We start from the raw sequence: 25,315 nt of genomic DNA on the forward strand, positions 1-25,315 counted from the left end.
CGGATGACCGCTGCGGAGCTGTCGAATCTGTCGAACACCGTCCACATGGGACTGATCGTCACGGGACGAGGATCAGCCGGATGGGGTTGCCCGTCTTGTCCGCGAGCTGCGTCACCGCCCGGTCCGCCTCCGCCAGGGGGACGTGCGCGCTGATCGACCGGGACAGGTCGAGCCGGCCGTGGCGGGCCAGGGAGACCAGTTCGAGCACGTGCTCGCCCGACGAGCCGAAGTGCCCGAGGATCCGCTGGCCGCGCACGCTCAGCCCGGCGCTGTCCGGGAGGTGCAGCGGCGCGTTCGTGAGCCCGGCGAGCACCATCGCGCCCTGCGCGCCCAGCACCGCGGCCGCCTGCTCGCGCACCGCCGCGTACCCGGCGAAGTCGAACGCGTAGTCCAGCCCGCGCCCGCCCGTCAGCGCGCCGATCCGCTCGGCGAAATCCGCAGCCGCGGGGTCGAGGGCGACGTCCGCGCCGAACGACAGGGCCCGCTCCCGGGCCGCCGGCAGCGGGTCGATCGCGACGATCGGGGCCGCGCCCGCGAGCCGCAGCACCTGCAGGCCGTGGACGCCGAGGCCGCCCGCGCCCCACACACCCGCCGAGCGCGCCGGGCGCACCTGCGCGGTCGCGACGACCGCCGCGTACGGCGTCGACACCGCGTCCGGGATGATCGCCGCCTGGTCGAACGGCAGGTCGTCGGGGATCGGGACGACCGTGTCGGCGCGGGCGAGCGCGTACTCCGCCCAGCCGCCGTCGTAGTGCACGCCCCGCACCCGCGAGCGCAGGCACGGCTGCCGGCGCAGGCACCGGTCGCAGACCTCGCACGACTGCCCGGCCTGCAGCGTGACGCGCAGGCCGAGGGTGAGGTGGGCCGGCACGTCCGGGCCGAGCGCCTCGACGGTGCCCGAGACCTCGTGGCCGAGGGTGACCGTGCCGGTGCCGGGCAGGGTGCCGTCGATGAGGTGCAGGTCGGACAGGCAGACGCCGGCCGCGGCGACCGCGATCCGCACCTCCCCCGGCCCGGGCGCCGGAATCGGCACCTCTTCGACCCCGAACTCCCGCTTGTCCAGATCGAGCCGGCCCGCCAGCATCGTGTCGCCCATGCCGTCGATCACACCACAAAGCGCCTTCGCGCGCGGAACGCGCCGGTGAAGTACGTTGCGCCGATGGGCATCCCCGACGAGTACCACGAATTCGCCGTCGCCGTCGCCGGTGCGAGCGGCGCGCTGATCGGCCTGCTGTTCGTGGCCGTCTCGGTGTCCCCGGACCGCGTCCGCCGGACGACGACGCACGCCGAGTACCACACGCGCGCGTCCGCCGCGATGCTGTTGTTCACCAACGCGCTGGTGCTGTCGCTGATGATCCTGGTGCCCGGGAGTTCGCCGGGCGGCTGGGCGGTCGCGTCCGGGGTCGGCATCCTGGTGTTCGACGCGGCGGCGATCCGCTCGATCGTCACGGCGGTGCGGCACCGGCTGGGGCACTGGAGCTCGCTGCGCATGGCGTCGGCCCTGCTGGTGATCGCGGGCTTCGAGATCTACGCCGGCGTCGAGCTCCTCACCGAACCGGGCAACTGGGACCCGCTGCGCACGCTGTACTACGTGCTGATCGGCGACCTGGCCTTCGGCATAGCGCGCGGCTGGCAGCTGATGGACATGCGCCGGGTCAGCGTGTTCTCGTCCCTGCGCACCCTGGCTCACGGCGACGAAGCCGACGACCCGGAGGAGCGGGACAAGAGCTGAACACCGTCAGGTTCAGCTCCTCAGGAGCGCGGGAAAACGTTGCCATCGAACAACTTCCGTGCCGTGCGGAACACCGTCGAGCGTGCGACTCGCGGTGGCGTCGCCGTGGTGTCGAACTCGATCCCGACGCCGAGCGTGCCGCTCGCGTGCTCGATCTCGATCGGCTCGCCGGCGGGCGGGCGGACCAGCAGTTCGTGGCCGACGGCGCCGTCGAGCAGCAGGGCCGTGACGACGCTGACCCCGCCCAGCACGCCGATCGCAGGGTGCGGCCGCACCGGGATGAACGTCCGGGTGGCGATCGCGCCGCCGTCACGCGGGGCGGCGACGAGCGTGGTCTTGGGGACGGAGCTGCCGCGCACGTCGCCGAGGCCCATCAGCTTGCCCGCCTCGACGCGCAGGGCGTCGATCCGGTCGGCGAGACCGGTCAGTTCCTCGACCGGTTCGTAGCCGGTGATGCCGAAGTCGGTGGCGCGAGCCACGACGACCGGCATCCCGTTGTCCACACAGGACACTTCGAGGCCGCCGACGTTGTCGCGGATCCGGCCGGTGGGCAGGAGACTGCCGCACACCGAGCCTTCGGTCTCGGTGAAGTCCAGTTCCACGGGCGCGGCCGTGCCGGGTACACCGGAGATGGCAAGCGATCCCGCGTATCCGACCTCGCCGCCGGGGGTGGCGAACGTCGAGACCGCGATGGAGCCGGTGTTGACCAGGAGCACGCGCACGGTGGTGCGTTCGCCGCCGGCCGGGACCAGGCCGCGCTCGACGGCGAACTGGCCGACCCCGGCGAGCAGGTTGCCGCAGGTCTGGCGGTCGGAGACGGTGGCGTCGCCGACGCCGAGCTGCAGGAACAGGTAGTCGACGTCGCGATCGGGCCCGCCGGGCGGCGCGACGATGGCGACCTTGCTGGTGACGGGCTGCGCGCCGCCGAGGCCGTCGATCTGGCGCGGGTCGGGGCTGCCCATGATCCGCAGCAGCAGGTCGTCGCGTTCGCGCGGGTCGGCGGGCAGGTCGTCGGCGAGGAAGTAGGCGCCCTTCGAGGTGCCCCCGCGCATGAGCATGCAGCGCACGCCGGTCATCCCTGCTCCTTCTCGTACTCCTCGGCGGTGAGGTAGCGGACGCCCAGCGCCTCGAGCTTCTCGCGCAGGCCGTAGCGGTCGAGACCGAGCTGGCCGGCGGCGAACGCCTCGCGCGCGGCGGCTTCCTTCTCCAGCCGGGCCTGGGAAGCCGTCAGGCCCGCTTCGACGTCCTGTCGCCGGACGCGCAGCACGCCGTCGTCGTCGGCCAGGATCGCGTCGCCCGGGTGGACGACCTGGCCGCCGAGCACGACCGGGACGTTGACCGCGCCGGCCGTCGCCTTGACCGTGCCCTGGGCGCTGACCGCGGCCGACCACACCGGGAAGCCCAGCTCGCGCAGTTCGGCGACGTCGCGGACGCCGGCGTTGATGACCAGGCCGCGCACGCCGCGGTGGCGCAGCGCGGTGGCGAAGAGTTCGCCGAAGAGGCCGTCGCGCGACGGCGAAGTCGTGGTGACGACCAGGACGTCACCCTCGCGGCACTGCTCGACGGCCGCGTGGATCATCAGGTTGTCCCCCGGCCAGCACAGCGCCGTGACGGCGGTGCCGCCGATCCGCGCGCCGTCCTGGATCGGCCGCAGGTCCGGGCCGAGCAGGCCGCTGCGGCCGAGCGCTTCGTGGACCGTGGCCACGCCGTACTCGGCCAGCCGGGTCACCTGCCCGGCGTCGGCGCGCGGCGGGTTCGTGACGATCACCGGGTTCATGCCGTCGACGCTAGATAGCGTCGACGAAATTGTCAACAATCTTGGCGACTGTTACTCAGTGGAGGTGGGACACCTCGGCGGCGTCGGCCTCACGCAGGGCCTCGATGACGCTCTGCAGGTGGACCCGCGCGGCTTCGGCGGCCTCGACCGGGTGATGCGCGCAGACCGCGTCGATGATCGCGAGGTGCTCGGGCAGCGAGACCTGCGGCCGGCCGGGGCGCATGGCCAACCGGAACTGGTGGCGGACGCTCTGCCCGCGCAGCCGTTCGAGGACCTGCGCGGCGGTGCGCTGCCCGCCGATCTCGCGGACCCGGCGGTGCAGCCGCTGGTTGAGCCCGGAGTAGCCGACGACGTCCCCGCCCGACACGGCGGCGCGCATCGCCTCCCCCAGCTCGCGCAGCTCAGCGATCTCGGCGTCGGCGATGCGCTCGGCGGCCTTCGCCGCGCACAGCGACTCGAGCATCATCCGCACCTCGGAGATCTCGACGGCCTCTTCCAGCGAGACCGCGCGCACCCGCGCGCCGCGGTTCTGCACCCGCTCGACCAGGCCTTCGTTGGTGAGCTCGATGAGCGCGGACCGCACGCTGGCACGGCTGGCCGCGAACTGGGCGGACAGGTCGGCCTCGACCAGCCGCTGGTTGGGGACGAACTCGCCGCGGACGATCGCGTCGCGGACGGCGGCCACCACGGATCGTTCCCCCGGCCCCTGGTCCGCGGCAGTCTCCGGCATACTTCCACCCCTGTTTGTTGACAATTTTGTCGAGCAGATCGTCTACTCGATCGTAGGTGTCCGGAGAGGATTGTGCTATGCGCGGAACCATCGCGGTACTGGGGCTGGGCGAAGCAGGCAGCGCGCTGGCCCGCGACCTGACGGCGGCCGGCGCGGTGGTGAGAGGCTACGACCCGGCCGCCCCCGCACCGGCGGGGATCGTCGCCACCGGCTCCGAGGCGGAAGCCGCAAGGGGCGCGGACGTGGTACTGAGCGTGAACAGCGCGTCGGCCGCCCACGACGCCCTGTCCGCGGGCCTCTCCGGCATAGGACCGGACACTCTCTGGGCCGACCTGAACACGGCATCCCCCGGAGCGAAGCGCCGCCTGGCTTCGACGGCGGCTTCCCACGGCACGGCGTTCGCGGACATCGCGATCATGGCGCCGGTGCCGGGCCGCGGACTGCGGGTCCCGATGCTCGCAACGGGCCCCGCGGCCGCCGCGGTAGCCGAAACCCTGAACGCGCTCGGCGCGGCGGTGGAGGTCATGCCAGGCGAGGCGGGACTGGCGGCGGAGCGAAAGCTGCTGCGAAGCGTGTTCTTCAAGGGCATGTCCGCGGCGGTGGTGGAGGCCCTGCACGCGGCGCGGGCAGCGGGCTGCGAGGACTGGCTGCGGCAGCTGATCACCGACGAGCTGACGGCCGCGAACGAGTCCACAGTGGAGCGTCTGGTCACGGGCTCCCACACGCACGCAGTCCGCCGCACGGCAGAGATGGCGGCAGCAGCCGAGATGCTCACCGAGCTGGGCGTGCCCTCGAACGTAGCGAGCGCGGCACGAGACCAGCTGGCCAAGTTGGCGAAGCAGCCGAAGTAAGAGGTCGTGAGTGTTTAGGAGGGTTAGAACCCTCCTAAACACTCACGACCCCCGGCACCGGGACGCAAGCGGATCGCCCCCTGCCGCACACCCGGAGCGGCCGCCTCATCATCCAGAGCCCGGCCGGGCGGGCACGATCGCGCTCCCGACCCTGCCGATCCCCGAACAGCTCAGCCGGGAGGTTGTCCGGGGCGGCCAACAAGGTGCCCGGAAAGCCAACACACCCACCGCAACGGCCAACACGCCGCCAACCCGGGTGCGTTGGCCGCTCCGGTCGCCGTATTGGCCACTCCAGGCAGCGAGTTAGTCGCCCTGGGCACCGAGTCGGCTGTTCCGGGCAGCGAGGTAGGCGCTCTGCTCGCCGCGTTGGCCGCTCTGGGTAGCAAGTCGGGCGGCCAGCCCGAGGTCACCCTCGGGCGGCGAGGCCGTCGAGGTGAACGGCGCCGTGGTGCTCGGCGACGAACTCCGGGCCCTTGACGACAAGCCGGGCCACCGCAGTTGCGTGCCCGTGCCCCAGCCCGTGCTCGGTCTTGAGCCAGGCGACGATCTCCCCCTGCTTGGTCAGCCCCTGACCACCGACCAGCTCCAGAAAGCCCCGCGGGGTGATGCCGGTCTGCTTCTCGGCGTTGTCGAGGTAGGCCTGAAAAGACATGTCCGCTCCCAGAGGTCGAGGTCCCGTTACCCACAACACTCCCACCGACAACTTTTCTTGTCAAGCCCCGACCAGCACAAACTCCAACGACAACAGTCACCAAGATCCACAGTGGACAACCACCGGGAAGGCACACGATTACCCGAAAGGGGGAACAACAAAAGGCGAGCCGCCAGCCCGACAGAACCACACGCGGGGGTCCTGGGCTTGCCCCCGGCGGGGGCGTGGGGGCTCGGCCCCCACAAGACACAACGAGAAAAGCCCCGGTTTGCGCTTTCCGCAAACAGGGGCTTCCGCGAATTCTCGTGGGCGATACTGGGATCGAACCAGTGACCTCTTCGGTGTGAACGAAGCGCTCTCCCCCTGAGCTAATCGCCCGCGGTACGAACTCCGGCTGTGAGGGTCGGGGAACCCTGGTGCGCGATACTGGGATTGAACCAGTGACCTCTTCCGTGTCAGGGAAGCGCTCTCCCGCTGAGCTAATCGCGCGCTCCGGAAGTCCGTACTCGCAGAAGCATATCGGACGGTGATGCCGGGGTTGCAGGGGGTTCCCCTTGCGCCGGAGTGACCGGGACCACGGTCGAAACCGCCGTGACACCGGGGCCGCGGGCCAGGCAGACTGGACGGGAGACCAGCGCACTTCCCCCGACCGTCGCCGGCGCGGTGACCAGGAGTTCCCACCTCGATGACCGACACCGTGCACACCGCACCCACCGACGACCGGACGGACGCTCCGGCGGGCTCGGGGCTCCTCATCGGGGTTCTCGTGCTGTCGGCGTTCGTGATGATCCTGAACGAGACGATCCTGAGCGTCGCGTTGCGGGACCTGACCGTCGACCTGCACGTGCCGACGACGACCGTGCAGTGGCTGACCAGTGGTTTCCTGCTGACGATGGCCGTGGTGATCCCGGCGACCGGGTTCCTGCTCGAGCGGTTCACGCCGCGGCAGGTGTTCCTCGTGTCGCTGACGGCGTTCAGCCTCGGCACCTTGATCAGCGCGCTCGCGCCCGGGTTCGGGGTGCTGATGGTCGGGCGCGTGGTGCAGGCGTGCGGCACGGCCGTGATGCTGCCGCTGCTGATGACGACCGTGATGCGGCTGGTGCCGCCGCAGCGGCGGGGCGCGACGATGGGCACGATCACGATCGTCATCGCCGTGGCGCCGGCGATCGGGCCGACGATCGGCGGCGCGGTGCTGTCGGGGCTGGGCTGGCGGTGGATGTTCTGGATCGTGCTGCCGCTGTCGCTGGCGGCGCTGGTGATCGGCCTGCTGCGGCTGCGGCTGCACAGCGAGAACCGCCGGGTGCCGCTGGACGTGCCGTCGGTGCTGCTGTCCGCGATCGGCTTTGGCGGGCTGCTGTACGGGCTGTCGTCGACCGGCGAGGCCGCCGGGGTCGAGCCGCCGGTGCCGGCATGGGTGCCGATCGTCGTCGGGCTGGTCGCGCTCGTGGTGTTCACGTGGCGGCAGGTGCGCCTGCAACGCCGTGACCGCGCACTGCTGGACCTGCGGCCGTTCACCCACCGCCCGTTCGTGGTGGCGCTGGTGCTGACGGCGTTGCTGTTCGTCTGCCTGATCGGCGCGGCCGCGATCCTGCTGCCGCTCTACCTGCAGACGGTGCTGAAGACGACCACGTTCGTCAGCGGGCTGGCGGTGCTGCCGGGCGGGCTCGTGCTGGGCTTGCTGGGCCGTCCGGTGGGCGCGTTGTTCGACCGGGTGGGCGCCCGCCCGCTGGTCATCCCCGGCGCGGCGGCCATGGCGTTGTCGCTGTGGCTGTTCACGCTGCTGGGGCCGGCGTCGCCGCTGATCGCGGTGATCGGGATCCACGTGCTGCTGATGGCCGGGCTGGGCCTGATGATGACGCCGCTGATGACGGAGTCGCTCGGCGTGCTGCCCGAGCACCTGTACTCCCACGGCAGCGCGATCCTCTCGACGCTGCAGCAGGTGGCGGGCGCGATGGGCACGGCGCTGTTCGTCAGCGTGGCCACGCTCGGCACCGCGGACGCGACAGCGGGCAGCCCGGACGCCTCGGGGCTGCGGATGGCGTTCGTGGTCGCCGGGTGCATCGGCCTGGTGGCCTTCGCGCTCAGCTGGCTGATCCGGCGCTCCAGCGGCACGTCCACCGAGCCGGCAGTGTCCACTTCGGACTGAGTCCCACTCGACGAAAGCCTGCGCGGGTCAAGGGAGCATGCGGCCGAGGAGCGTGCCGAGCCGGGTGCGTTCGGCCGGGGTGAGGTCGCGGGTCAGCGGCGCCAGCAGCCCGGCGACCTCCGCCTCCAGTTTTCGGGCTAGGCGCTGCGCTTCCTCGGTCAGGCCGACGCGCACCGCGCGCCCGTCGTCTTCGCTGGCCTCCCGCCGGACCAGGCCGCGCTTGACGGCCCGGTCGATCAGGCCGGTCACCGACGAGCGGTCCAGGCCGAGGTAGTCCGCCAGCTCCGCCATCTTCGGCGTGCGGTCGCGCAGGATCGCCAGCGCGCGCAGCTGCGTCAGCGACAGGTCGTGCGCGGCCGCCGCGCGGCTGAGCAGCGCCATCACCGTGAAGGACACCTGGACCAGGTGGTCCAGCACCTCGTCGGGCCCGGGTTCGGTCATACCGCCACGCTACCTTGAACTAGTTGGTAATGCCAGCTAATCTACTTGGCACTACCAACTACTTATCAAGGGGTCACCATGCGCGCAGCGGTCGTCACGTCGTTCGGCACACCGCCGACCTGCCAGGACTTTCCCGTCCCCGTGCCGGGAACGCCGGACGAGGTGCTCGTCGACGTCGTCGCCGTCGGCCTGCACCCGCGGGTGCGCTCCCAGGCCGACGGTTCGCACTACACCGAGTCCGCCGAGCTGCCGTTCGTGCCGGGCATCGACGGCGTGGGCCGCGCGCCCGACGGCCGCCTGCGCTACTTCGTCCTGCCGGACACGGCGATGGGCGCGCTGGCCGAGCGGACGGTCGTCGACCTGCGCCGCAGCGTCGTGCTGCCCGACGACGTCGACCCCGTGCTCGTGGCCGCGGGCATGAACCCGGCGATGTCGGCGTGGATCGCGCTGCGGCGGCGGATCGAGTTCACGGCCGGACAGGACGTCCTCGTCCTGGGCGCGACCGGCAACGCGGGCCGGCTGGCCGTCCAGGTGGCCCGGCACCTCGGCGCCGGGCGGGTCGTCGCCGCGGGCCGGGACCCCGGCCGCCTCGCGACGCTGCCGGACCTGGGCGCCGACGTCGCGGTCCCCCTCGCCGACGTCGGCGCGGCGGGCGCGGACGTCGACGTGGTCCTGGACTACGTCTGGGGCGAGCCGACGGCCGAGGCGATGCGCGAGATCGTCACGCACCGCGGCGACCGGGCCCGCCCGCTGACGTGGATCGAGATCGGCTCGGTCGCGGGCCGGACGGCGTCGCTGCCCTCCGCCGCGTTGCGGGCCGCGCGGCTGCAGCTGGTGGGCAGCGGCCAGGGTTCGGTGCCGACACGGGACATCGTCGCGGAACTGCCCGCCCTCGCGGCGGAAGTCGGCCGCGGCACCTTCCGGATCGACACGCGCACGGTCCCGCTGGAGGACGTCGAAGCGGCCTGGAAGGACGACGGCGACGACCGCCGCGTCGTGATCGTCCCCTGACCGCGGGGCGTAAGCCGTGAATGCCACATCGAGGGACCAAGTGTCCCTCGATGTGGCATTCACGGACTTCAGGCCGGCGAGCCGCTCACCTTCGGGGTGGCCCGGACTCCGCTGTGCAGGTACCGCTCCCCCGTCGGGAGCTGGTAGAACGTCACCGACTGCCACGAGCGCGTGCCCGCGGGGCGCAGGGCGAACTGGGTCGCGCTGATCGGGATCAGGTCGTCCTCCGTCGTCGGTTCCGGGACCAGCTCGGCGAGCGGGCCCGTGACCGTCTGGCGGATGCGCAGGCCCGAGTCCGTGCTGAGGACCTCCGTCCGCACCGACTCCCGCTCGTACGTCCCGAGGAACTCCGAGACGTCGACCGACGGCGGTGTGTCAGCGGGCACGAGCGGTTGCGGCATCGCCACTCCCGCCAGTTCCGCGAAGATCTCGCGGTACAGCTCCTCGTACAGGTCGTGCGTGCCGCCGCCGTTGGCGAGCAGCGTGACCGCGAGGCCCTGGTCCGGCAGGATGCGGAGGAACGCCGCCTGGCCGATCGTGTTGCCGTCGTGGCCGTAGACGCGGTGGCCGTCCCAGTCGAAGCGGATCCAGCCCAGGCCCCACGAATCACCGAGGGTGTGCTTGTCCGGCATGTCCGCCTGCCACTCGGTCATCGCCGTGGCGGACGCCGCCGAGAGGACGCGCGCGCCGTCCGGGCCGAGGCCGCCCCGCAGGTGCAGGCGGGCGAAGGCCAGGACGTCCGCCGGGGTCGCCGTGATCAGGCCGGCCGGGCCCGCCGAGCGCGGCAGGCCCCAGACCGGCGCCGGCTGCGGCTCCTCGTCGCCCGCCGCGACGTGGCCCATCGCCGCGCCGAACAGCAGCGCCTCCTCGGGCAGGGTGCCCGTGTGCGTCAGGCCGAGCGGGGTGAACAGCCGCTCCCGCAACGCCGCGTCCCAGGTCTTGCCGGTCAGCTTCTCGATGACGCGGCCGGCCAGGATGAAGCCCGAGTTGCAGTAGGACAGCGTCGCGCCGAGCGGGTGGGTCTGCGCGGCCTGGTCCAGCACGGCGACGTACTTCTCCACGCAGTCGTCGCCGCGGCCGGTGTCGGTGAAGACGTCGCCGTCGATGCCGCTGGTGTGGGTCAGCAGGTGCCGCAACGTCACCTGCTTGGTGACGTCCGGATCGGCCAGCCGCAGCTCCGGCAGCACGTCGGCGATCGGCGCGTCCAGGTCGAGCAGGCCTTCGTCGACGAGCTGCATGGCGACGGTCGCCGTCCACACCTTGGTGATCGAGCCGATCTGGAACACCGACTCGCCGGTGACGGCGACGCCGGTCGCCTTGTTCAGCACGCCGGTGTGCGCGAAGGCCTGCTCGTCACCGTCGAGGCGCAGGATGCCCAGGGTCGCGCCGGGGACGCGGTACTTGCGCGCGAGCGCGGTCAGCCGCCGCTGCCAGTGCGCGCCGTCGAGCGGGACGCGCCCCGGCGAGCCCGCGTGCTGCTCGACCCAGTCGACGACGCGGCGGTTGAAGTCGCTGCGGTGCGAGGGTTTCCCCTCCAGGATGAACAGGTGTGACGCGCCGGGGTAGAGCACCAGCCGGGTCGGCACGCCCTGCTCGCGCAACGCCGTGAACCACTGCTCGGCCTGCCCGACCGGGCAGCGGTCGTCGTCGGCGCCGTGCACCACCAGCGTCGGCGTGCGGACCTGCCCGACCCGGGCCAGCGGCGACGACGCACCGAAGTGCGCTTCGTCCACAGAGGACGCTCCGCCCAGTTCGACGACGCCGAGGTAGTGCCCGCTGTCGGACGTGCCGGCCATGCTGACCGCGTCGCTGACGACACCGCCGGCGACGGCCGCGGCGAACCGGTCGTCGTGGCTGGTCAGGTAGCACGTCATGAAGCCGCCGTAGCTGTAGCCGGAGACGGCGAGCCGCTGCGCGTCCGCGACCCCTTCGGCGACGAGCGCGTCCAGCGGCTCGAGGAAGTCCTTGGCGTCGGCGACACCCCAGGCGCCGACGGCCGCGGTGTAGAACGCTTCGCCGTAGCCGTCGCTGCCGCGCGGGTTGAGCAGCAGCACCGCCCAGCCGCGCGCGGCCAGCTGCTGGTGGTAGGCGTGGACGGCGTCGGCGGTGCCGCTCCACGCGTTGTGCGGGCCGCCGTGGATGTCCAGCAGCAGCGGCCGCGGGCCGGTGCGGGCGGGGTCGCGCACCAGCCAGCCGTGCACGACCGTGCCGTCCGAGATGGTGAACTCGCGCTCCTCGCGGGTGAACAACTCGACCTCGGCCCCGCTGCCGTGCGTGGTGAGGACTTCGGGCGCTCCCCCGGCGACGGCGACCGTCGCGATCTCGCCGTACGACGTCGGCGTGGCCAGCACGACCGCCGCGGTGTCCCCGGCGACGGAGACGTCCGACAGGGTGTTCCCGGTGCCCCCGGCGACGAGCCGCGGTTCGCCGCCGTCGACGCCGACCGCGTAGACGTGCGTGTACCCGCGGTCGCGGACGCAGAACACGACGGTGGTGCCGTCTCCGGTCAGCACCGGGACCGCGCCGGGGTAGCCCGGGCCGCCCGGCATCACGTTCCGGTCCAGCGGTGCGGCCAGGTCGACGGTTTCCCCGCCGTCCACGGGAATCCGCAGCAGGCCGAGGTGGCCGGGCGCGGTGTCGCGGCGGCCGGCGACGAGCAGCGCGGTGCCGTCGGCGGTCCAGGTGACCGTGCCGCACATGCCGTCGCCGGAGCCGACCGGGCGCGGCTCGGCGAGGCGGTTGCCGGCTTCGAGGACGTAGGCGCCGGAGCGGAACGTCAGGTCGGCGTCGGCCTCCGGGCCGGCCGGGAAGGCCAGCAGCGCACCGTCCGGCGACCACGCGGGATCGCCCGCGTGCCAGTCCCCCGCCGTCACCTGCCGGACGTCACCCGAGGCGACGTCGAGGACGTGGACGTGCTTGCGCAGGGTCCGCAGCAGCCCGGCGCCGTCGGCCTTGAAGTCGAGCCGGTCGGCGACCACCGGGGCACCCGCGCGGCGGCCGCGGGCGGCGTCGTCGTCACCCTCGTCCGCGGCCAGGTCGACCGGGGCGGAGAAGGCGATCTCGGCGCCGTCCGGCCGCCACACCGGGCTGCCCGCGCCGAGCGGGAGCGTGGTGACCTGCTCGGGTTCGCCGCCGTCGGCGGGCAGCAGCCACAGCTGCGCCGGGCCGTCCGCGGCGCGCAGGAACGCGATCCGCGTGCCGTCGGGCGACCACACCGGGGCGAGGTCGGCGGTCCCGCGGGTCAGCCGGCGCGCCGGGCCGCCGCTCGTGGCGACCAGCCAGAGCGAGCGGGTGTCGCGGTCCGCGTCGCGGTCGGCGGTCCGCACGACGTAGGCGATCCGCGTGCCGTCCGGGGAAAGCGCGGGCTGCTCGGGGAACTCCAGGGCGTACAGGTCGTCGGCGCTCAGGCGGCGGGTCATGCGGATCTCCTCGTGGGATTCGGCGCAGTGTGATTCGGAGCAGTGGAATTGGGCGCAGCAGGAATCGGTGCGGTCGTGGCGAAGTGGCACGCCGCGGCGTGGGGTCGTTCCGCGGCCGCGGCGGCCGGGTCGGCGCTGAGGCAGACGGTGCGGTCGGGGTGCACGAGCGGGCCGATCGGGCACCGCGGGTGGAAGTGGCAGCCGGACGGCGGGTGGTGCGGGTCGGCGGGTTCGGTGTCGGCGAGCGCGTCGACGCCGGGGTCGTCGAGCAGGCCGTGGTGCGCGGACGGCGCGGCGGCCAGCAGTTCCCGCGTGTAGGGGTGCCGCGGATCGGTGAGCACCTGCTCGGCCGGCCCGGCCTCGACGATCCGGCCGAGGTACAGCACCGCGACGAAGTCGCTCACGTACCGCACCACGGCGAGGTTGTGGGAGATGAACAGCATCGACAGCGCGAGGCGCCGCTGGACGTCGCGGACCAGGTTGAGCACGGCGCCCTGCACCGAGACGTCGAGCGCGGACGTGATCTCGTCGGCGATCAGCACCTTCGGCTGCCCGGCGAGCGCCCGGGCGAGGGCGACGCGCTGGCGTTGCCCACCCGACAGCTGACCGGGCAGTGTCGTGGCGCGTTCCGGGTCCAGGTTGACGAGTTCGAGCAGCCGCGCGACCTCGGCCCGCCGGGCGGCCCCGCCGCGGTGCGCGCCGCGCGGCATCGCCTCGGCGATGGACTCGCCGACGGCCATCCGCGGGTCCAGCGAGGAGTACGGGTCCTGGAACACCATCTGCAGCGGCTTGCGCCGGGGCAGGCGCCGGACGTCGACGCCGTCGAGCAGCACCCGGCCGCCGCTGACCGGGGCCAGCCCGACCGCGGCCCTGGCCAGCGTCGACTTGCCGGAGCCGGACTCGCCGACCAGGCCGACGACCTGTCCGGACGGGACGGTCAGGTTGACGCCGTCCACCGCCGTCAGCCGGCCGTACCGGACGCTCACCGTGTCGAACCGCAGCTCGCTCACGCGGCACCTTCCTTTCGCGACTGTCCGGAAAGGACACTCACGGCGGTCTCGTGCGGGTGCCAGCACGCCACGCCGTGGCCGTCTCCGGCCCGTTCCAGCACCGGATCCTCGGTGAGACAACGCTCGGTCGCCAGCGGGCACCGGGCCGCGAACGCGCAGCCCACCGGGACCTGGTCCGGCTCCGGCGGCCGGCCGGGGATCACGGCGAGGGGCTCGTCGCGGTCGGTGCCGAGGTCGACCGTCGTGGCCAGCAGCGCCCGCGTGTACGGGTGGCGGGCCGCGCCCGGGAGGTCCGCCGTCGGCAGGTCCTCGACGACGCGGCCGGCGTACATCACCAGCATCCGTTCGCACGTCTGGGAAACCACCGCGATGTCGTGGCTGATCAGCAGGATCGCCGCGCCCTCGGCGTCACGCGTGCGGGCCAGCAGCCGCAGCACCTGGCGCTGGACCGTGACGTCGAGGGCCGTCGTCGGCTCGTCCGCGACGATCAGCTTCGGCGAGCCCATCAAGCCCATGCCGATCATCGCGCGCTGGCGCATGCCGCCGGAGAACTCGTGCGGGTACTGCCGGGCGCGCCGCCGGGCGGCCGGGACGCGCACGGCGGCGAGCCGGTCCACCGCGCGGTCGAACGCCGCGCGCCGCGACAGGCCGTGGTGCTGCTCGGACACCTCCGCCAGCTGCCCGCCGACGCGCCGCGCCGGGTTGAACGACGTCATCGGGTCCTGGAACACCATGGCCAGCGACGTCCCGAGCAGGCCGCGCAGCTCGCGGTCGGACGCGGAGAGCAGCGACGTGCCGGCGAACTCCAGCCGGTCCGCGGTCACGACTCCGGGCAGCTCGATCAGCCGTGACACGGCCAGCGCCGTCAGGCTCTTGCCGGAGCCGGACTCGCCGACGACGCCGATCGCCTCGCCGGCGCGCACGGTGAAACTGACGCCGCGCACCGGCACCGTCCACCCACCCGCTCGCGGGAACGCCACCTGCAGGTTCTCGACGACGAGCACGGCGTCGTCCGACGGTGCCTCGACGACCGCGGGCCGCGGCACGGGCACCGGGCCGGACGCGCTCCGGGCGGCGCGGGAGCGGACCCCGACCACGGCGGCCACGGTCTCCCCGACCAGGTTGAACGCCAGCCCGGCGAGCACGACGGCGACGCCGGGCGCGATCGCGGCCACCGGCGTCACGTAGATCCCGTCCAGGCCTTCGCGCAGCAGCCGGCCCCAGTCGTAGTCCGGGGCCTGCACGCCGATGCCGAGGAACGAGAGCCCGGCGAAGGCGAGCAACGACGACCCGGCGCCGATGGTCGCGTTGACGACCAGCGGTTCGCCGATGTTCGGCAGCACGTGCCGGGCCAGCAGCCGGATCCGGCCGACGCCGGACACCCGGGCCGCGGCGACGAAGTCGCGCCCGGCCACCGACGCCGAGAGCGTCTGGACCAGCCGGGCGAACGCCGGCGCCATCGCGAACGCGATCGCCAGCACCGCGCCGTGCGTGCCGACACCGAAGATCACGGCGAAGAACAGCGCCAGCAGCAGCCCGGGGAACGCGACGGCGATGTTGATCGCCGCGGTGAGCAGCCGGCCGGCCCACCGGGGCAGCACAGCCGGCAACGACCCGAGGAGCACCCCGGCGCCGACGCCGATCACGGTCGCGAGCACCGCGAGGCCGACCGAGAGCCGGGTCGCGACGAGCGTGCGCAGGAAGATGTCGCGGCCGAGGGAGTCGGTGCCGAACGGGTGCGCCGCGGACGCGCCCTGGCCGATCGCGTCGGTGTCGACCACCGCGGCGCCGTCGCCCCAGAACAGCGGCGCCAGCACGGACAGCGCGATCACCAGCACCAGCAGCACCGCCGAGCACGCGCCCACCGGAGTGCGCACGGCCGTCGTCCACACCGAGCCGCGCTTCTTCCCTGAACCACGCCGTGCGCGCATCGCCGTCACCTCAGCTCTCCCGGATCGTCGAACGCGGGTCGAGCAGCCCGAGCACGACGTCGACCAGCAGGTTCACCAGCAGCACACCGATGCCGTAGACGAGCACGATCCCCTGCACCAGCGGGTAGTCCTTCTGCAGGATCGACTGCACGATCGTCGAGCCGAGCCCGGGCCAGGCGAACACGTTCTCCACCAGCACGGTGCCCGCGACCAGGCCGGTCAGCATCAGCCCGCCCAGGGTCAGCGTCGCGGTCAGCGCGTTCGGCAGCGCGTGCCGGACGTACACCAGCCGCGCGGGCAGCCGTTTCGCCCGCGCGGTGCGGACGAAGTCGGCGCCCAGCACCGAAAGCAGCTCCACCCGGACGATCCGGGCGAGCACCGCGGCCGGCCCGATCGTGAGGGCCGCCACCGGCAGCACGTACGCGCCCGGGCCGTCCCCGCCCGCGACCGGGAACCAGCCGAAACCGACCGCGAACACCGCCACCAGCCCGACCGCCAGCAGGAAGTCCGGGATGGCGGCGAGCAGCACGCTCCCCGACGTGAACGCCAGCTCACCACCCCGGCGACGGCCACCGCGCGTCAGCACCGCGAAGCACACGCCGACCGGCACCGCGACCACGACGACCACCACGAACGCCAGCACGGCCAGCTGCAACGTCGCCGGCAGCCGGTCGCCGATCACCTGCGTCACCGGCTGCCCGCTCGCCATCGACGTCCCGAAGTCGCCGGTGACCAGCCCGCGCAGGTAGTGCCCGTACTGCGTCCACAGTGGATCGTCCAGGCCGAGCTCGGCGCGGCGCGCCCGCACCAGGGCGGCGGGCGCGGTCATCCCGAGCGCGGCCCGCACCGGGTCGCCGGGGACCAGGTGGATCATCAGGAACGCCGCGGTCACCAACGCCCACAGCGACACGGCGAACCGGGCCAGCCGGCGCCCGGCGAACGCCGGCCACGGGCTGCCCCGCAGGCCGGCGGGCGCCGTCGCCGTGGTCATTTCGCGTACATCCGGATCGAGGACGGCAGCACGGCGCCCTGGCTGAGCGTGAACTTCGTGCCGCTGCCGTAGATCGGGATGACGGAGTCGACGTAGGGCACCACGTCCACCCGCTTGATCAGCGCCGTCTCCGCGGCGATCCAGGTCGGGCAGCTGGCGTCGCCGCTCGTCGCGGCGGCCTGCTTCACACCCTGGTCGTAGGTGGGGTTGGCGATGTGCGCGAAGTTCGTCCCGTCCGGCGCGGCCGGGCCGGACACGAACGGCACCAGCTGGCTGGGCAGCGCGAGCCCGAGCGGGCCGAGCGAGACCTCCCACTCGCCGGTGCCGAACAGCACCTGGGACAGGCCAGGGCTGTCGACGCCCTTGAGCGTGACCTCGGCGCCGAGCGCCTTCCAGGTCTGCTGGAACAGCTCTGCCGTCGGCGCCATCGTCGGGCCGAGCTGGGTGCCGTAGATGACGTTCAGCGTCAGGCGCTTGCCGTTCTTCACCCGGACGCCGTCCCCGCCGGCCTGCCACCCCGCGGCGTCCAGCGCGGCCGCGGCCGCGGCGGCGTCGTGGGCCGGCAGGTTGCCGGTGATGGTGTCGCCCGCGCACGCCTTGGGGTCGGCCGTGACCATGCTCTGCGACGGCTTGCCCGTGCCGCTGGTGAGCACCTTGCCCAGCTGCGCCAGGTCGAGCGACTGCGTCAGCGCGCGCCGCACGGCTTCGTCCTCGCCGGGCCGGCCCGCGGCCTGGTTGTAGTAGATCTCGCCGAGCGGCGCGTTGTAGTCGGCGTGGAACAGCTTGCGCGCGTCGAGGCGCTGGCGGTCCGGGCCGGTGATCGCCGCGGCGTTGAGCTCGCCCGAGAGCAGCAGGTTCGCCGCCGTCGAGGTGTTGGAGATGACCCGCAGGACGAGCTTGTCGGGCAGGCCCGGCTCGGCCTTCCAGTCCCCCGGGCCCCAGGCGTAGTCCTTGCGGCGGGTGAACGTGTAGTGGTCGTTCGGCACGGCTTCGGAGACGGCGAACAGGCCGGTGCCGCTCTCGCCCTTCGCCAGCAGCTTGCGGTCGGCCAGGCCCTTGCCGCAGACGATCGGCAGCGCACCGATGTTGCGGAGCAGGAACGCGTCCGGCGCGCCGGAGGTGACGGTGATCGTGCGGGTGGCCTCGTCCGCGGTGGCCTTCGTGCCGGGCGCGATCGTCAGGCCGGCGAAGGGCGACTTGTTCACCGGGTCGCCGACGAACACGATGTTCGCCGCGACGTCGGCGGCGGTCAGCGGGGCGCCGTCCGCGCAGGTGAGCCCCTGGCGCAGGGTGAAGGTCGCGGCGGTCGTCGAGGTGGCGGCCCACTTCTCGGCCAGCTCCGGCAGCGGCTTGCCGTCCGCGCTGAGCTCGAGCAGGGAGTCGTAGAGGAACTTGTCGACCTGGCCGGTCACCGACAGCACCGACATGTGCGGGTCGAGGTTGCCCGGGTCGGAGCCGATGGCGAAGGTGAACGTCCCGCCGTCGACGGGGGTCTGGCTCGAGCCGGTGTCTCCCGGTCCCGCGCAGGCGGTCGCCACGAGGGCGAGCCCGCCGAGCAGGACCACCGCGGTCCGTGTGGGGGTCATGGGGTTTCCTTCCGCAGGTGGTCCACGGCGAGGCGGGCGGCCGCGCCGATCGCGGCGTCGACGGCGGGCTGCCGTTCGTCGAGCGAGTCCGCGCGGGTGAAGACCGCGACGGCGAACCGGCGTCCGTCCGGAAAGGACAGCACACCGGCTTCGTTGCGGACGGCCGGCAGGGTGCCGGTCTTGGCCGCGATCGTGACGTCCGAACCGAAGCCGGAGGAGATCCGGTGCGGCCAGATCTGACGCGCCATCATCGAGCGGACGCGCTCGCAGGCCGCGGGTTCGGCGGCGCGATCGGTCCAGACGGCGTCGAGCAGGGTGGTGACCTCCCGGGGCGTCGACGACGTCGTGCGCTCCGGGTCGAGCACCGAGAGCTTCCACGTCTGCTCCGGGGTGGCCCCGGCGAACGCGGCGTCGAGGCCACCGTCGGCGCCCAGGTCGGCCAGGACCGAGGCGAACAGGTCCTCGCAGCAGCCGATCAGCCGCGTCCGCTTCAGGTCCAGGTCGGCCAAGACGCGGTCGACGGCGTCCTGGCCGATCCGGTGGTAGATCACATCGGTGGCGGCGTTGTCGCTCATGGTCAGCATGAACAGCGCGAGGTCGCGCCAGCTCATCTCGACGTCGTCTTCGCAGCCGGCGGTGCCGATCCCGCCGATGCGGTAGCGCTGCCCGACGCGGGTGCGCTCGGTCTCGTCGAGGCGGCCCGCCACGACCTCCCGGGCGTAGGCTACGGCGACCGGGATCTTGAACACCGACGCCAGCACGACCGGGTCGTCCGCGCCGAGTGCCACCTCGCCCGGGCCGCCGCCGATCTCCCGCGCGTGGACGAAGCCGCGCGCGCCCGCCGCGGTGAACACCGCGGTGATCTCGTCTTCGACACCGGTCATGCACGCACCCGGCGGTCGGCGCGCCCGGTGTGCAGGTACAGGGCGTGGCCGGTGCCGTCGTCGCCGACGAAGGCGTGCGGGATGTACATGCCCTGCATCGGCTCGGCGAGGATCAGCGTGTCGCCGTTCATCGCGACCAGCTCGCTCTTCACCGGGCCGCTCAGCTCGGCGAAGATCCCCTTCGGGACGCGCTCCACCCAGACGCGGCCGCTGTCGTCTTGGCTGACCACGATGTCCGCGACCGTCGAGGAGTACTCGCCGACGTACCGGGAGGCGTCCACCCGCGGCGCGGCGGGGTCCGGCACCGGCGGCGGGGTCAGCTCGATGCCGGTCAGCTCCCGCAGGACGTGGCCGATGATCTCGGTGTAGAGCGGGATCGGGTCGCCGCCGTTGGTCAGCAGCGCGACGGCGACGCCGTGCTCCGGGGCGACCCGCAGGAACGACGCCTGGCCGATCGTGTTGCCGTCGTGCCCGACCAGGGCGCCGCCGGGTGAGTCGAACAGCGACCAGCCGAGCCCCCACGCGTCGCCCATCAGGCCGAGGTCGGGCAGCTCCACCAGGCGTTCCCGCATAGCCTGGGCGCTCGCCGCGCTCAGCACGCGGGTGCCGTCCGGGGCCTCGCCATCACGCAGGTGCATGCCGGCGAACGTCGCGAGGTCGCGCGCCCGCATCGCGAGCATCGAGCCGGCCGGCGCGTTCGACGGCGCCAGCGCCCAGATCCCGGCGGGTTCCGGCTCGGCGCCCGGCTCCGGCGACAGGTGGCCGAGCGCGGCGCGGAACCGGATCGCCTCGTACGGGCTCTGCGCCGCGTGCGTCAGGCCCAGCGGGACGAACAGGTGGTCAGCCAGGCTCTGGTTGTAGTCCTTGTCCCGCAGCACTTCCACGACGCGGCCGAGCACGCAGAGCGCGGCGTTGTTGTAGGAGAACATCTCGCCGGGCGGGAAGAGCTGGGGCACGTCGTGGAGGGTGGCGACGTACTTCTCGACGCAGTCCTCGCCGCGGCCGGTGTCGGTGAAGATGTCGCCTTCGAAGCCGGAGGTGTGGCACATCAGCTGCCGGACGGTGATCCGCGCGGCCGCGTCGTCGTCGGCGAGCGCGAACCCGGGCAGGTACCGGCGGACGGGCTCGTCGAGGTCCAGCTTCCCCTCGTCGACGAGCTGCATCGCCAGCGTCACCGTCCAGACCTTGGTGACCGAGCCGATCTGGAACACCGAGTCGGCGTCCGCCTCGACGCCGGTGCCCTTGTTGAGCACCCCGGCCGCGCGGTCGAGGATCTCGCCGCCGGCGTACACGGCGACCGACGCGGCCGGCACGTGGTTTTCGGCCAGCAGTGCGGGAAGCCGGCTTTCGAGCCAGGCCCCGAGGTCGGTGAGTTTCGCCATGATTGCCTCTCGTCCGATGGTGAACCGGCGTTGCCGGGGATGCTATGACCTGCGCTTACCCCGCCGGTTCGTCGAATCCGACGAGACCGGGGGAAACTTTCATCGCGGCGGACGAACCGGTCAGGCCAGCCAGCTCTTCGCCGTGGTCACCTCGGCGAGCCGGCCCGCGATCGGCGTGACGCCGAGGCCGGGGCCGGACGGCACCGGCAGGTGCCCGTCCGCCAGCACGAACGGCTCGGTGATGTCGTTCGTGTAAAACCGGTCCGACGCCGACGTGTCGCCCGGGAGCGTGAAGCCGGGCAGCGACGCGAGGGCGACGTTGGCCGCCCGGCCCAGCCCGGTCTCGATCATCCCGCCGCACCAGACCGGGATCCCGTGCGCGGCGCAGACGTCGTGCACCCGCCGCGCCTCCAGGTAACCGCCGACCCGGCTGGGCTTGATGTTGACGATCCGGCACGCGCCCAGCGTGATCGCGTCGGCGGCCGAACGCGCGGAGACGATGGACTCGTCCAGGCAGATCGGCGTCCGGATGTGCTTGGCCAGCTCCGCGTGCCCGAGCACGTCCTCCTCTTCGAGGGGCTGCTCGATCAGCAGCAGCTCGAACGGGTCGAGCCGGGCGAGCTGCGGGATGTCCGACAGCGTGTACGCGGTGTTGGCGTCGACCTGGAGCAGGATGTCGTCGCCGAAGCGTTCCCGGACCGCGCGCACCGGTTCGACGTCCCAGCCGGGCTCGATCTTGAGCTTGATCCGGACGTACCCGTCGTCGAGGTAGCCGCCGACGACGTCGAGCAGGTGCGGGACGGTCTCCATGATCCCGACGGAGACCCCGCACGGCACCGAGTCCTTTGTGGACCCCAGCGCGGCCGCGAACGACACGCCGTGCGCCCGCAGCTCGGCGTCGAGCACGGCCATCTCCAGCGCGGCCTTGGCCATCCGGTGGCCCTTGAACTTCGCCAGCAGCGGCGCGACCTTGTTGGCCGTCAGGTCGCCGGCCGCGGTGAGCGCCGGGACGAGGAAGGTCCGCAGCACGTGCTCGACGCCGTCGACGTACTCCGAGGAGTAGAGCGGGTCGACCATCGCGCCGCACTCGCCCCAGCCCTCGCCGTCGGAGGTGACCGCGCGCAGGAGCAGCAGTTCGCGCTCGGCCTGCGTGCCGAACGACGTCCGGAACGGCGCCACCAGGGGCATCCGGACGCGCAGGAGCTCCACACCACTGAGTTTCACGGCTTCTCCTTGGCCAGAACGTAAAAACCGGCACGATCGAACCCGACGACCTCGGCGCCGCCGGCCATCAGGCCGCCCAGCACCTCCCGCAGCGCCACCCGCCACGACCGGCCCCCGGCGGGGTCGGTGCGGCGCAGCGCCTCGATGTCCGGCGGCACGGCGACGAGCACCAGCGGCCCGTCCGCGGGCCCGCTCACCGGCCCGCCGTCCGGGCCCACCGCCAGCGCGGTCGACGCGCCCCGCGCCCGCAGCGCCACCGCGTCGAACCGGGCCGGCTCGCCGAGCGCGGCGGCGCGCACCGGCGGGCTCGCCAGCTCCCAGGCGACCATGATCCGGTCGGTGTCGCCCGAGCCGTTGATGCTGTCGTGCATCGGGCCGTAGAAGTCGGGCAGGTACTGCGCCGGGCGGGCGCCGAGCTTGGTCACGTTGAAGTGGGCGTTGCGCCGCACGAGCGGGTCGAACGTCCAGGAGATCACCGGGACGTCCTGGTGCAGCGCCCACGCGCGCTGGTGCTGCTTGAGCGCGAAACCGAGCCCGCGGCCGAGCCCGGCCGGGAGGACCCCGGCGATGTGGCTGTGCAGCCCGCCTTTCGCGGGCCGGCCGAAGAACCCGAAGCAGGCGCCGAGCAGCCGGGGGCCGTCGAAGGCGCCGGCGACGTAGTTGCCCGCCGCGACCATCGCCTTGAGCAGCTCGGCGTTCACCGGCTGGCTGCCCGGTTCGGGCTGCCAGATCGTCTCGAAGAGCAGGGCCACCGCGTTCAGATCGGGGATCTCGGCGAGCTCACGGACCTCGGCCCCCGAAGCCGCGGCGGCGGCGGTGGCCGTGAGGGCCGCCTCGTCCCGCACGGACGGGACCGTGTTCGTCACAACGTCAGTCACGGGACCATCCTTTCCGGACCCGGCCGGCGCGTCACCGTTGTCCCGCACCGGATTCGCCCCCGGTGTTGGTCGTGGCGGACGAAGTCCCGTTCGCCAGCACGGTTTTGGTCAGTGAGACGAGCAGCGCGGTGCGCGGGAGCAGCTGGTCGACGACGACGTGTTCGTCGTCCGCGTGCGCGCCGCCGCCCACCGCGCCGAGGCCGTCGAGGGTGGGAATGCCCAGCCCGGCCGTGAAGTTGCCGTCGGACGCGCCGCCGACCGACGCGGACGTGAGCGTGCCACCGGCGAGGGAGTTCGCCAGGGCGAACAGATCCGCCGACGCGACGGCGTCGAGCGGCGCGCGGTTGATGCCACCGGCGATCCGGATCCGCGAGCCGGGCAGCACCGGTGCCAGGCTCCGGACGGCCTGGTCGACGCGGTCCTGCTCGGCGGTGTCCCACACGCGTGCGTCGACCGCGACGCTGGCGGCGGCGGGCACGGTGTTGGTCGTCGTCCCGGCGGACAGCGCGGTCGGGACGACGGTGGTGCCCCGCTCGGCGTCGGCGAGCGCGGCCACCGCCAGGATCTGGTGGGCGAGCTCGATCCCGGCGTTGACGCCCTTCTCCGGTTCGAGCCCGGCGTGCGCGGCGCGGCCCTCGACCTCGATCCAGTACCGGGAAACGCCCTTGCGGCGGGTCTTCAGCGCGCCGCCGTCGGCGGAGGCTTCGAGGACGAACACCGCGTCGCAGCCGCGGGCCTCCTCTTCGATCAGCGAGCGGGACAGCGGTGAGCCGATCTCTTCGTCGCCGGTGACGAGGATCGCCAGGCCGGTGCGGTCGGCCAGCGCCGCGGCGGCGTGCAGGGCCATCACCACGCCGGCCTTCATGTCGAAGCAGCCGGGGCCGCGCAGGACGCCGCCGGTGATCGAGAACGGGTGCGTGCGCAGGGAACCCAGCGGCCACACGGTGTCGTGGTGCCCGAGCAGCAGGACGCGGGGCGGGCCGTCGCCGAACCGCCAGCGCAGGTGTGTGCAGCCGTCGGTGACGATCCGCTCCGGCTCGGCGCCGAGCAGGCGGCGGCCGATCTTCGCGACGGCTTCGGCGCTGCGCGCGACGGCGTCGTGGTCCTCGGACGGCGACTCGCACCGGACGAGCGTCTCGATGTCGGCGAGGAGGTCGTTCACCGCGGCTCACCCCGCAACGGCTTCCCCGGGAACGCGCCGGTGCGCAGTTCGCCGTCGCCGACCACGGCGACGCCGCCGACGAACAGGTGCCGGACGCCCCGCGACGGCCGGGTGGGATCGGCGTACGTGGCGGCGTCGGTGATCGTCGCCGGGTCGAGGACGACCACGTCGGCGTCGGCGCCCACCCCGAGGTGGCCCTTGCCGCGGGCCGCCGGGGCGACGTCGTCGAGCAGCCGCGATGGCAGGTAGGCGCAGCGGCGGAACGCTTCGAGCCAGGTCCAGGCCCCGGTCTCGCGCACCATCAGGCGCAGGGTCTTGGCGAAGGTGCCCGCGGTCCGCGGGTGCGTCGTGCCGCCCGGCGGGAGCGGCCACTCGATGCTTTCGGTGCGACCGTCCGTCCAGTACACCGGCATCGCGTCGCTCGCGACGATCGAGTCGGGGAACGCGAGCGCCTGGCGCAGCGTCGCCTGGTCGCGGGGGTTGTCCTCGTCGAGGAACTCCAGCAGGCACGGCGCGCCGGGGTCGGCTTCGCGCAGCTGACGCAGGCGTGCCTCGTCCGCGACGCGCTCGCCGGTCTCGAGGATCACCACGCTCGACGGCGAAAGTCCCTTGAGCCGCAGGCGGTCCGGCTCGATGAACGCGGCGCCGACGGCGGTGCTGCCGGCGCCGTACGGGTAGGCCTCGACGGTGACGCGGGAGCCCGCGCGACGCGACTTCTCCAGGGTGGCCAGGACGCGGTCGAGGTGGTGGCCGGAGGTGCTGTTGACGTGGCAGTGGTGCATCGCGGCGCCGGTCTCGGCCGCGGCGATGACGATCTCCTCGGAGCCGTCGACCGGGATCGCCGGGTCGACCTCGACCAGCTCGCGAACGTGCGTGTAGGTCGGCACGCCGGCCTTCGCGGCGAGGTGCGCGACGGCCAGGAACTCGCCGGGCTCGGTCGCGGGCGCGTACCCCATCAGGACGCCGATGCCGAGCGCGCCGGCGGCCAGCTCACCCTCCACAAGGGACAGCCAGGCGGCCAGTTCGTCCGGCGACGACGACCGTTGCCACGCCGGGTTGCCCAGCACGGCGAGACCGCTGTCGATCTGCGCGTCCGGCTCGATCCCGGCCAGCACCTGCGCCCGCGCGGCGGCCCAGCAGGCGGAGAAGCCGTAGTTCAGCGGCCGCCCGGCCGCGGCGGCCTCGGCGTAGGCCCGTTCGAGGGGCATCAGGCCGGCTTCGAGGTCGAGCGCGGTGGTCACGCCGTCCAGCGCCTGCAGCCGCTGCCCCGCGACGGAGTGCACGTGGCTGTGCAGGTCGACGAACCCGGGCCCGACGACGAGCCCGCTGACGTCCACCACGGCGGGCGCGTCGAGCCCGCTCCCGACGGCGGCGACCTTGCCGTCGTCCAGGAGCACGTCGGCGACGCCGTCGAACCCGGTCCCGGGGTCGACGACCCGCCCGCCCCGCAAGAGTGTCCGCACCGCTGCGCCTCCTCGTCGTCACGTACTCGGGTCGTGGCGACGATA

Annotated in this window: 21 protein-coding genes and 2 tRNA genes; 4 read left to right on the forward strand and 19 right to left on the reverse strand. The window is 73.2% G+C overall.

Annotation, left to right across the window (positions count from 1 at the left end; genetic code table 11):
* Positions 1–58 precede the first annotated feature (58 nt).
* Complete coding sequence (locus OHS58_RS15350; RefSeq protein WP_328648703.1) at positions 59–1,096, reverse strand: zinc-binding dehydrogenase; 1,038 nt, start codon at positions 1,094–1,096, stop codon at positions 59–61.
* A gap of 63 nt (positions 1,097–1,159) precedes the next feature.
* On the opposite strand from OHS58_RS15350, the gene OHS58_RS15355 reads away from it, so the two are divergent.
* Complete coding sequence (locus tag OHS58_RS15355) at positions 1,160–1,732, forward strand: hypothetical protein (protein ID WP_328648704.1); 573 nt, start codon at positions 1,160–1,162, stop codon at positions 1,730–1,732.
* A gap of 20 nt (positions 1,733–1,752) precedes the next feature.
* Here the strand turns inward: OHS58_RS15355 and OHS58_RS15360 are convergent, their stop codons facing one another.
* From OHS58_RS15360 to OHS58_RS15370, 3 genes are read right to left on the reverse strand one after another with little or no spacing between them, the layout of a single operon-like run.
* Complete coding sequence (locus OHS58_RS15360) at positions 1,753–2,808, reverse strand: 4-oxalomesaconate tautomerase (protein ID WP_328648705.1); 1,056 nt, start codon at positions 2,806–2,808, stop codon at positions 1,753–1,755.
* A complete protein-coding gene (locus tag OHS58_RS15365) occupies positions 2,805–3,509 on the reverse strand; it encodes a 4-carboxy-4-hydroxy-2-oxoadipate aldolase/oxaloacetate decarboxylase (protein ID WP_326953661.1) in 705 nt (234 codons plus the stop codon). The genes OHS58_RS15360 and OHS58_RS15365 overlap by 4 nt, the downstream gene beginning before the upstream one ends.
* 55 nt (positions 3,510–3,564) lie before the next feature.
* Positions 3,565–4,239: a GntR family transcriptional regulator gene (locus tag OHS58_RS15370; RefSeq protein ID WP_328648706.1), complete on the reverse strand. Its 675-nt coding sequence runs from the start codon at positions 4,237–4,239 to the stop codon at positions 3,565–3,567.
* A gap of 77 nt (positions 4,240–4,316) precedes the next feature.
* Here OHS58_RS15370 and OHS58_RS15375 point away from each other — a divergent pair, with 77 nt between their 5' ends.
* Entirely contained in the window at positions 4,317–5,090 is a 774-nt protein-coding gene (locus OHS58_RS15375; protein ID WP_328648707.1) for an NAD(P)-dependent oxidoreductase, read from the forward strand.
* Between the two features lie 406 nt (positions 5,091–5,496).
* On the opposite strand, the gene OHS58_RS15380 is transcribed toward OHS58_RS15375, so the two are convergent.
* The 3 genes from OHS58_RS15380 to OHS58_RS15390 all read right to left on the reverse strand — a co-directional run bounded on the left by OHS58_RS15380 (position 5,497) and on the right by OHS58_RS15390 (position 6,231).
* Positions 5,497–5,742, reverse strand: coding sequence for a DUF4287 domain-containing protein (locus tag OHS58_RS15380; RefSeq protein WP_247051367.1), 246 nt, complete (start codon positions 5,740–5,742; stop codon positions 5,497–5,499).
* A gap of 306 nt (positions 5,743–6,048) precedes the next feature.
* Positions 6,049–6,120, reverse strand: a tRNA-Val gene (locus OHS58_RS15385).
* A 36-nt stretch (positions 6,121–6,156) separates the two neighbouring features.
* Positions 6,157–6,231: transfer RNA gene (locus OHS58_RS15390), tRNA-Val, on the reverse strand.
* Positions 6,232–6,427: 196 nt separating this feature from the next.
* Between OHS58_RS15390 and OHS58_RS15395 the strand changes: the two genes are divergently transcribed.
* Entirely contained in the window at positions 6,428–7,888 is a 1,461-nt protein-coding gene (locus tag OHS58_RS15395; RefSeq protein ID WP_328648708.1) for a DHA2 family efflux MFS transporter permease subunit, read from the forward strand.
* 27 nt (positions 7,889–7,915) lie between these two features.
* Here OHS58_RS15395 and OHS58_RS15400 read toward each other — a convergent pair whose 3' ends face one another.
* Positions 7,916–8,329 carry a MarR family winged helix-turn-helix transcriptional regulator gene (locus tag OHS58_RS15400; protein ID WP_328648709.1) on the reverse strand — a complete coding sequence of 138 codons (414 nt, stop codon included), beginning with the start codon at positions 8,327–8,329 and terminating at the stop codon, positions 7,916–7,918.
* A 78-nt stretch (positions 8,330–8,407) separates the two neighbouring features.
* On the opposite strand from OHS58_RS15400, the gene OHS58_RS15405 reads away from it, so the two are divergent.
* Positions 8,408–9,340 (forward strand): quinone oxidoreductase family protein, encoded by a 933-nt coding sequence (locus OHS58_RS15405; RefSeq protein ID WP_328648710.1) that lies wholly within the window; start codon positions 8,408–8,410, stop codon positions 9,338–9,340.
* Between the two features lie 68 nt (positions 9,341–9,408).
* Here the strand turns inward: OHS58_RS15405 and OHS58_RS15410 are convergent, their stop codons facing one another.
* The 11 genes from OHS58_RS15410 to OHS58_RS15460 form a co-directional block, all read right to left on the reverse strand.
* Complete coding sequence (locus tag OHS58_RS15410) at positions 9,409–12,759, reverse strand: serine hydrolase (RefSeq protein ID WP_328648711.1); 3,351 nt, start codon at positions 12,757–12,759, stop codon at positions 9,409–9,411.
* Positions 12,756–13,769 (reverse strand): ABC transporter ATP-binding protein, encoded by a 1,014-nt coding sequence (locus OHS58_RS15415; protein WP_328648712.1) that lies wholly within the window; start codon positions 13,767–13,769, stop codon positions 12,756–12,758. Before OHS58_RS15415 ends, OHS58_RS15410 begins: the two co-directional genes overlap by 4 nt.
* The gene (locus OHS58_RS15420) at positions 13,766–15,700 is read right to left on the reverse strand and encodes a dipeptide/oligopeptide/nickel ABC transporter permease/ATP-binding protein (protein WP_328648713.1); all 1,935 of its coding nucleotides are present in this window, start codon (positions 15,698–15,700) and stop codon (positions 13,766–13,768) included. The genes OHS58_RS15415 and OHS58_RS15420 overlap by 4 nt, the downstream gene beginning before the upstream one ends.
* Before the next feature lie 10 nt (positions 15,701–15,710).
* Positions 15,711–16,691 (reverse strand): ABC transporter permease, encoded by a 981-nt coding sequence (locus OHS58_RS15425; RefSeq protein ID WP_326949175.1) that lies wholly within the window; start codon positions 16,689–16,691, stop codon positions 15,711–15,713.
* Entirely contained in the window at positions 16,688–18,277 is a 1,590-nt protein-coding gene (locus OHS58_RS15430; RefSeq protein ID WP_328648714.1) for an ABC transporter substrate-binding protein, read from the reverse strand. The genes OHS58_RS15425 and OHS58_RS15430 overlap by 4 nt, the downstream gene beginning before the upstream one ends.
* Positions 18,274–19,161: a serine hydrolase gene (locus OHS58_RS15435; protein ID WP_328648715.1), complete on the reverse strand. Its 888-nt coding sequence runs from the start codon at positions 19,159–19,161 to the stop codon at positions 18,274–18,276. Before OHS58_RS15435 ends, OHS58_RS15430 begins: the two co-directional genes overlap by 4 nt.
* The gene (locus OHS58_RS15440; RefSeq protein WP_328648716.1) at positions 19,158–20,543 is read right to left on the reverse strand and encodes a serine hydrolase domain-containing protein; all 1,386 of its coding nucleotides are present in this window, start codon (positions 20,541–20,543) and stop codon (positions 19,158–19,160) included. The genes OHS58_RS15435 and OHS58_RS15440 overlap by 4 nt, the downstream gene beginning before the upstream one ends.
* Before the next feature lie 120 nt (positions 20,544–20,663).
* On the reverse strand, positions 20,664–21,767 hold the full coding sequence (gene menC, locus OHS58_RS15445; RefSeq protein WP_328648717.1) for an o-succinylbenzoate synthase: 1,104 nt from the start codon (positions 21,765–21,767) through the stop codon (positions 20,664–20,666).
* Positions 21,764–22,645, reverse strand: a complete 882-nt coding sequence (locus OHS58_RS15450; protein ID WP_328648718.1) for a GNAT family N-acetyltransferase — start codon at positions 22,643–22,645, stop codon at positions 21,764–21,766. Before OHS58_RS15450 ends, menC begins: the two co-directional genes overlap by 4 nt.
* A 31-nt stretch (positions 22,646–22,676) precedes the next feature.
* The gene (locus OHS58_RS15455; protein WP_328648719.1) at positions 22,677–23,807 is read right to left on the reverse strand and encodes a M20 family metallopeptidase; all 1,131 of its coding nucleotides are present in this window, start codon (positions 23,805–23,807) and stop codon (positions 22,677–22,679) included.
* Complete coding sequence (locus tag OHS58_RS15460) at positions 23,804–25,270, reverse strand: amidohydrolase family protein (RefSeq protein WP_328648720.1); 1,467 nt, start codon at positions 25,268–25,270, stop codon at positions 23,804–23,806. Before OHS58_RS15460 ends, OHS58_RS15455 begins: the two co-directional genes overlap by 4 nt.
* Positions 25,271–25,315 lie beyond the last annotated feature (45 nt).

The sequence above is a fragment of the Amycolatopsis sp. NBC_00348 genome, from assembly GCF_036114655.1.
Lineage (GTDB): Bacteria > Actinomycetota > Actinomycetes > Mycobacteriales > Pseudonocardiaceae > Amycolatopsis.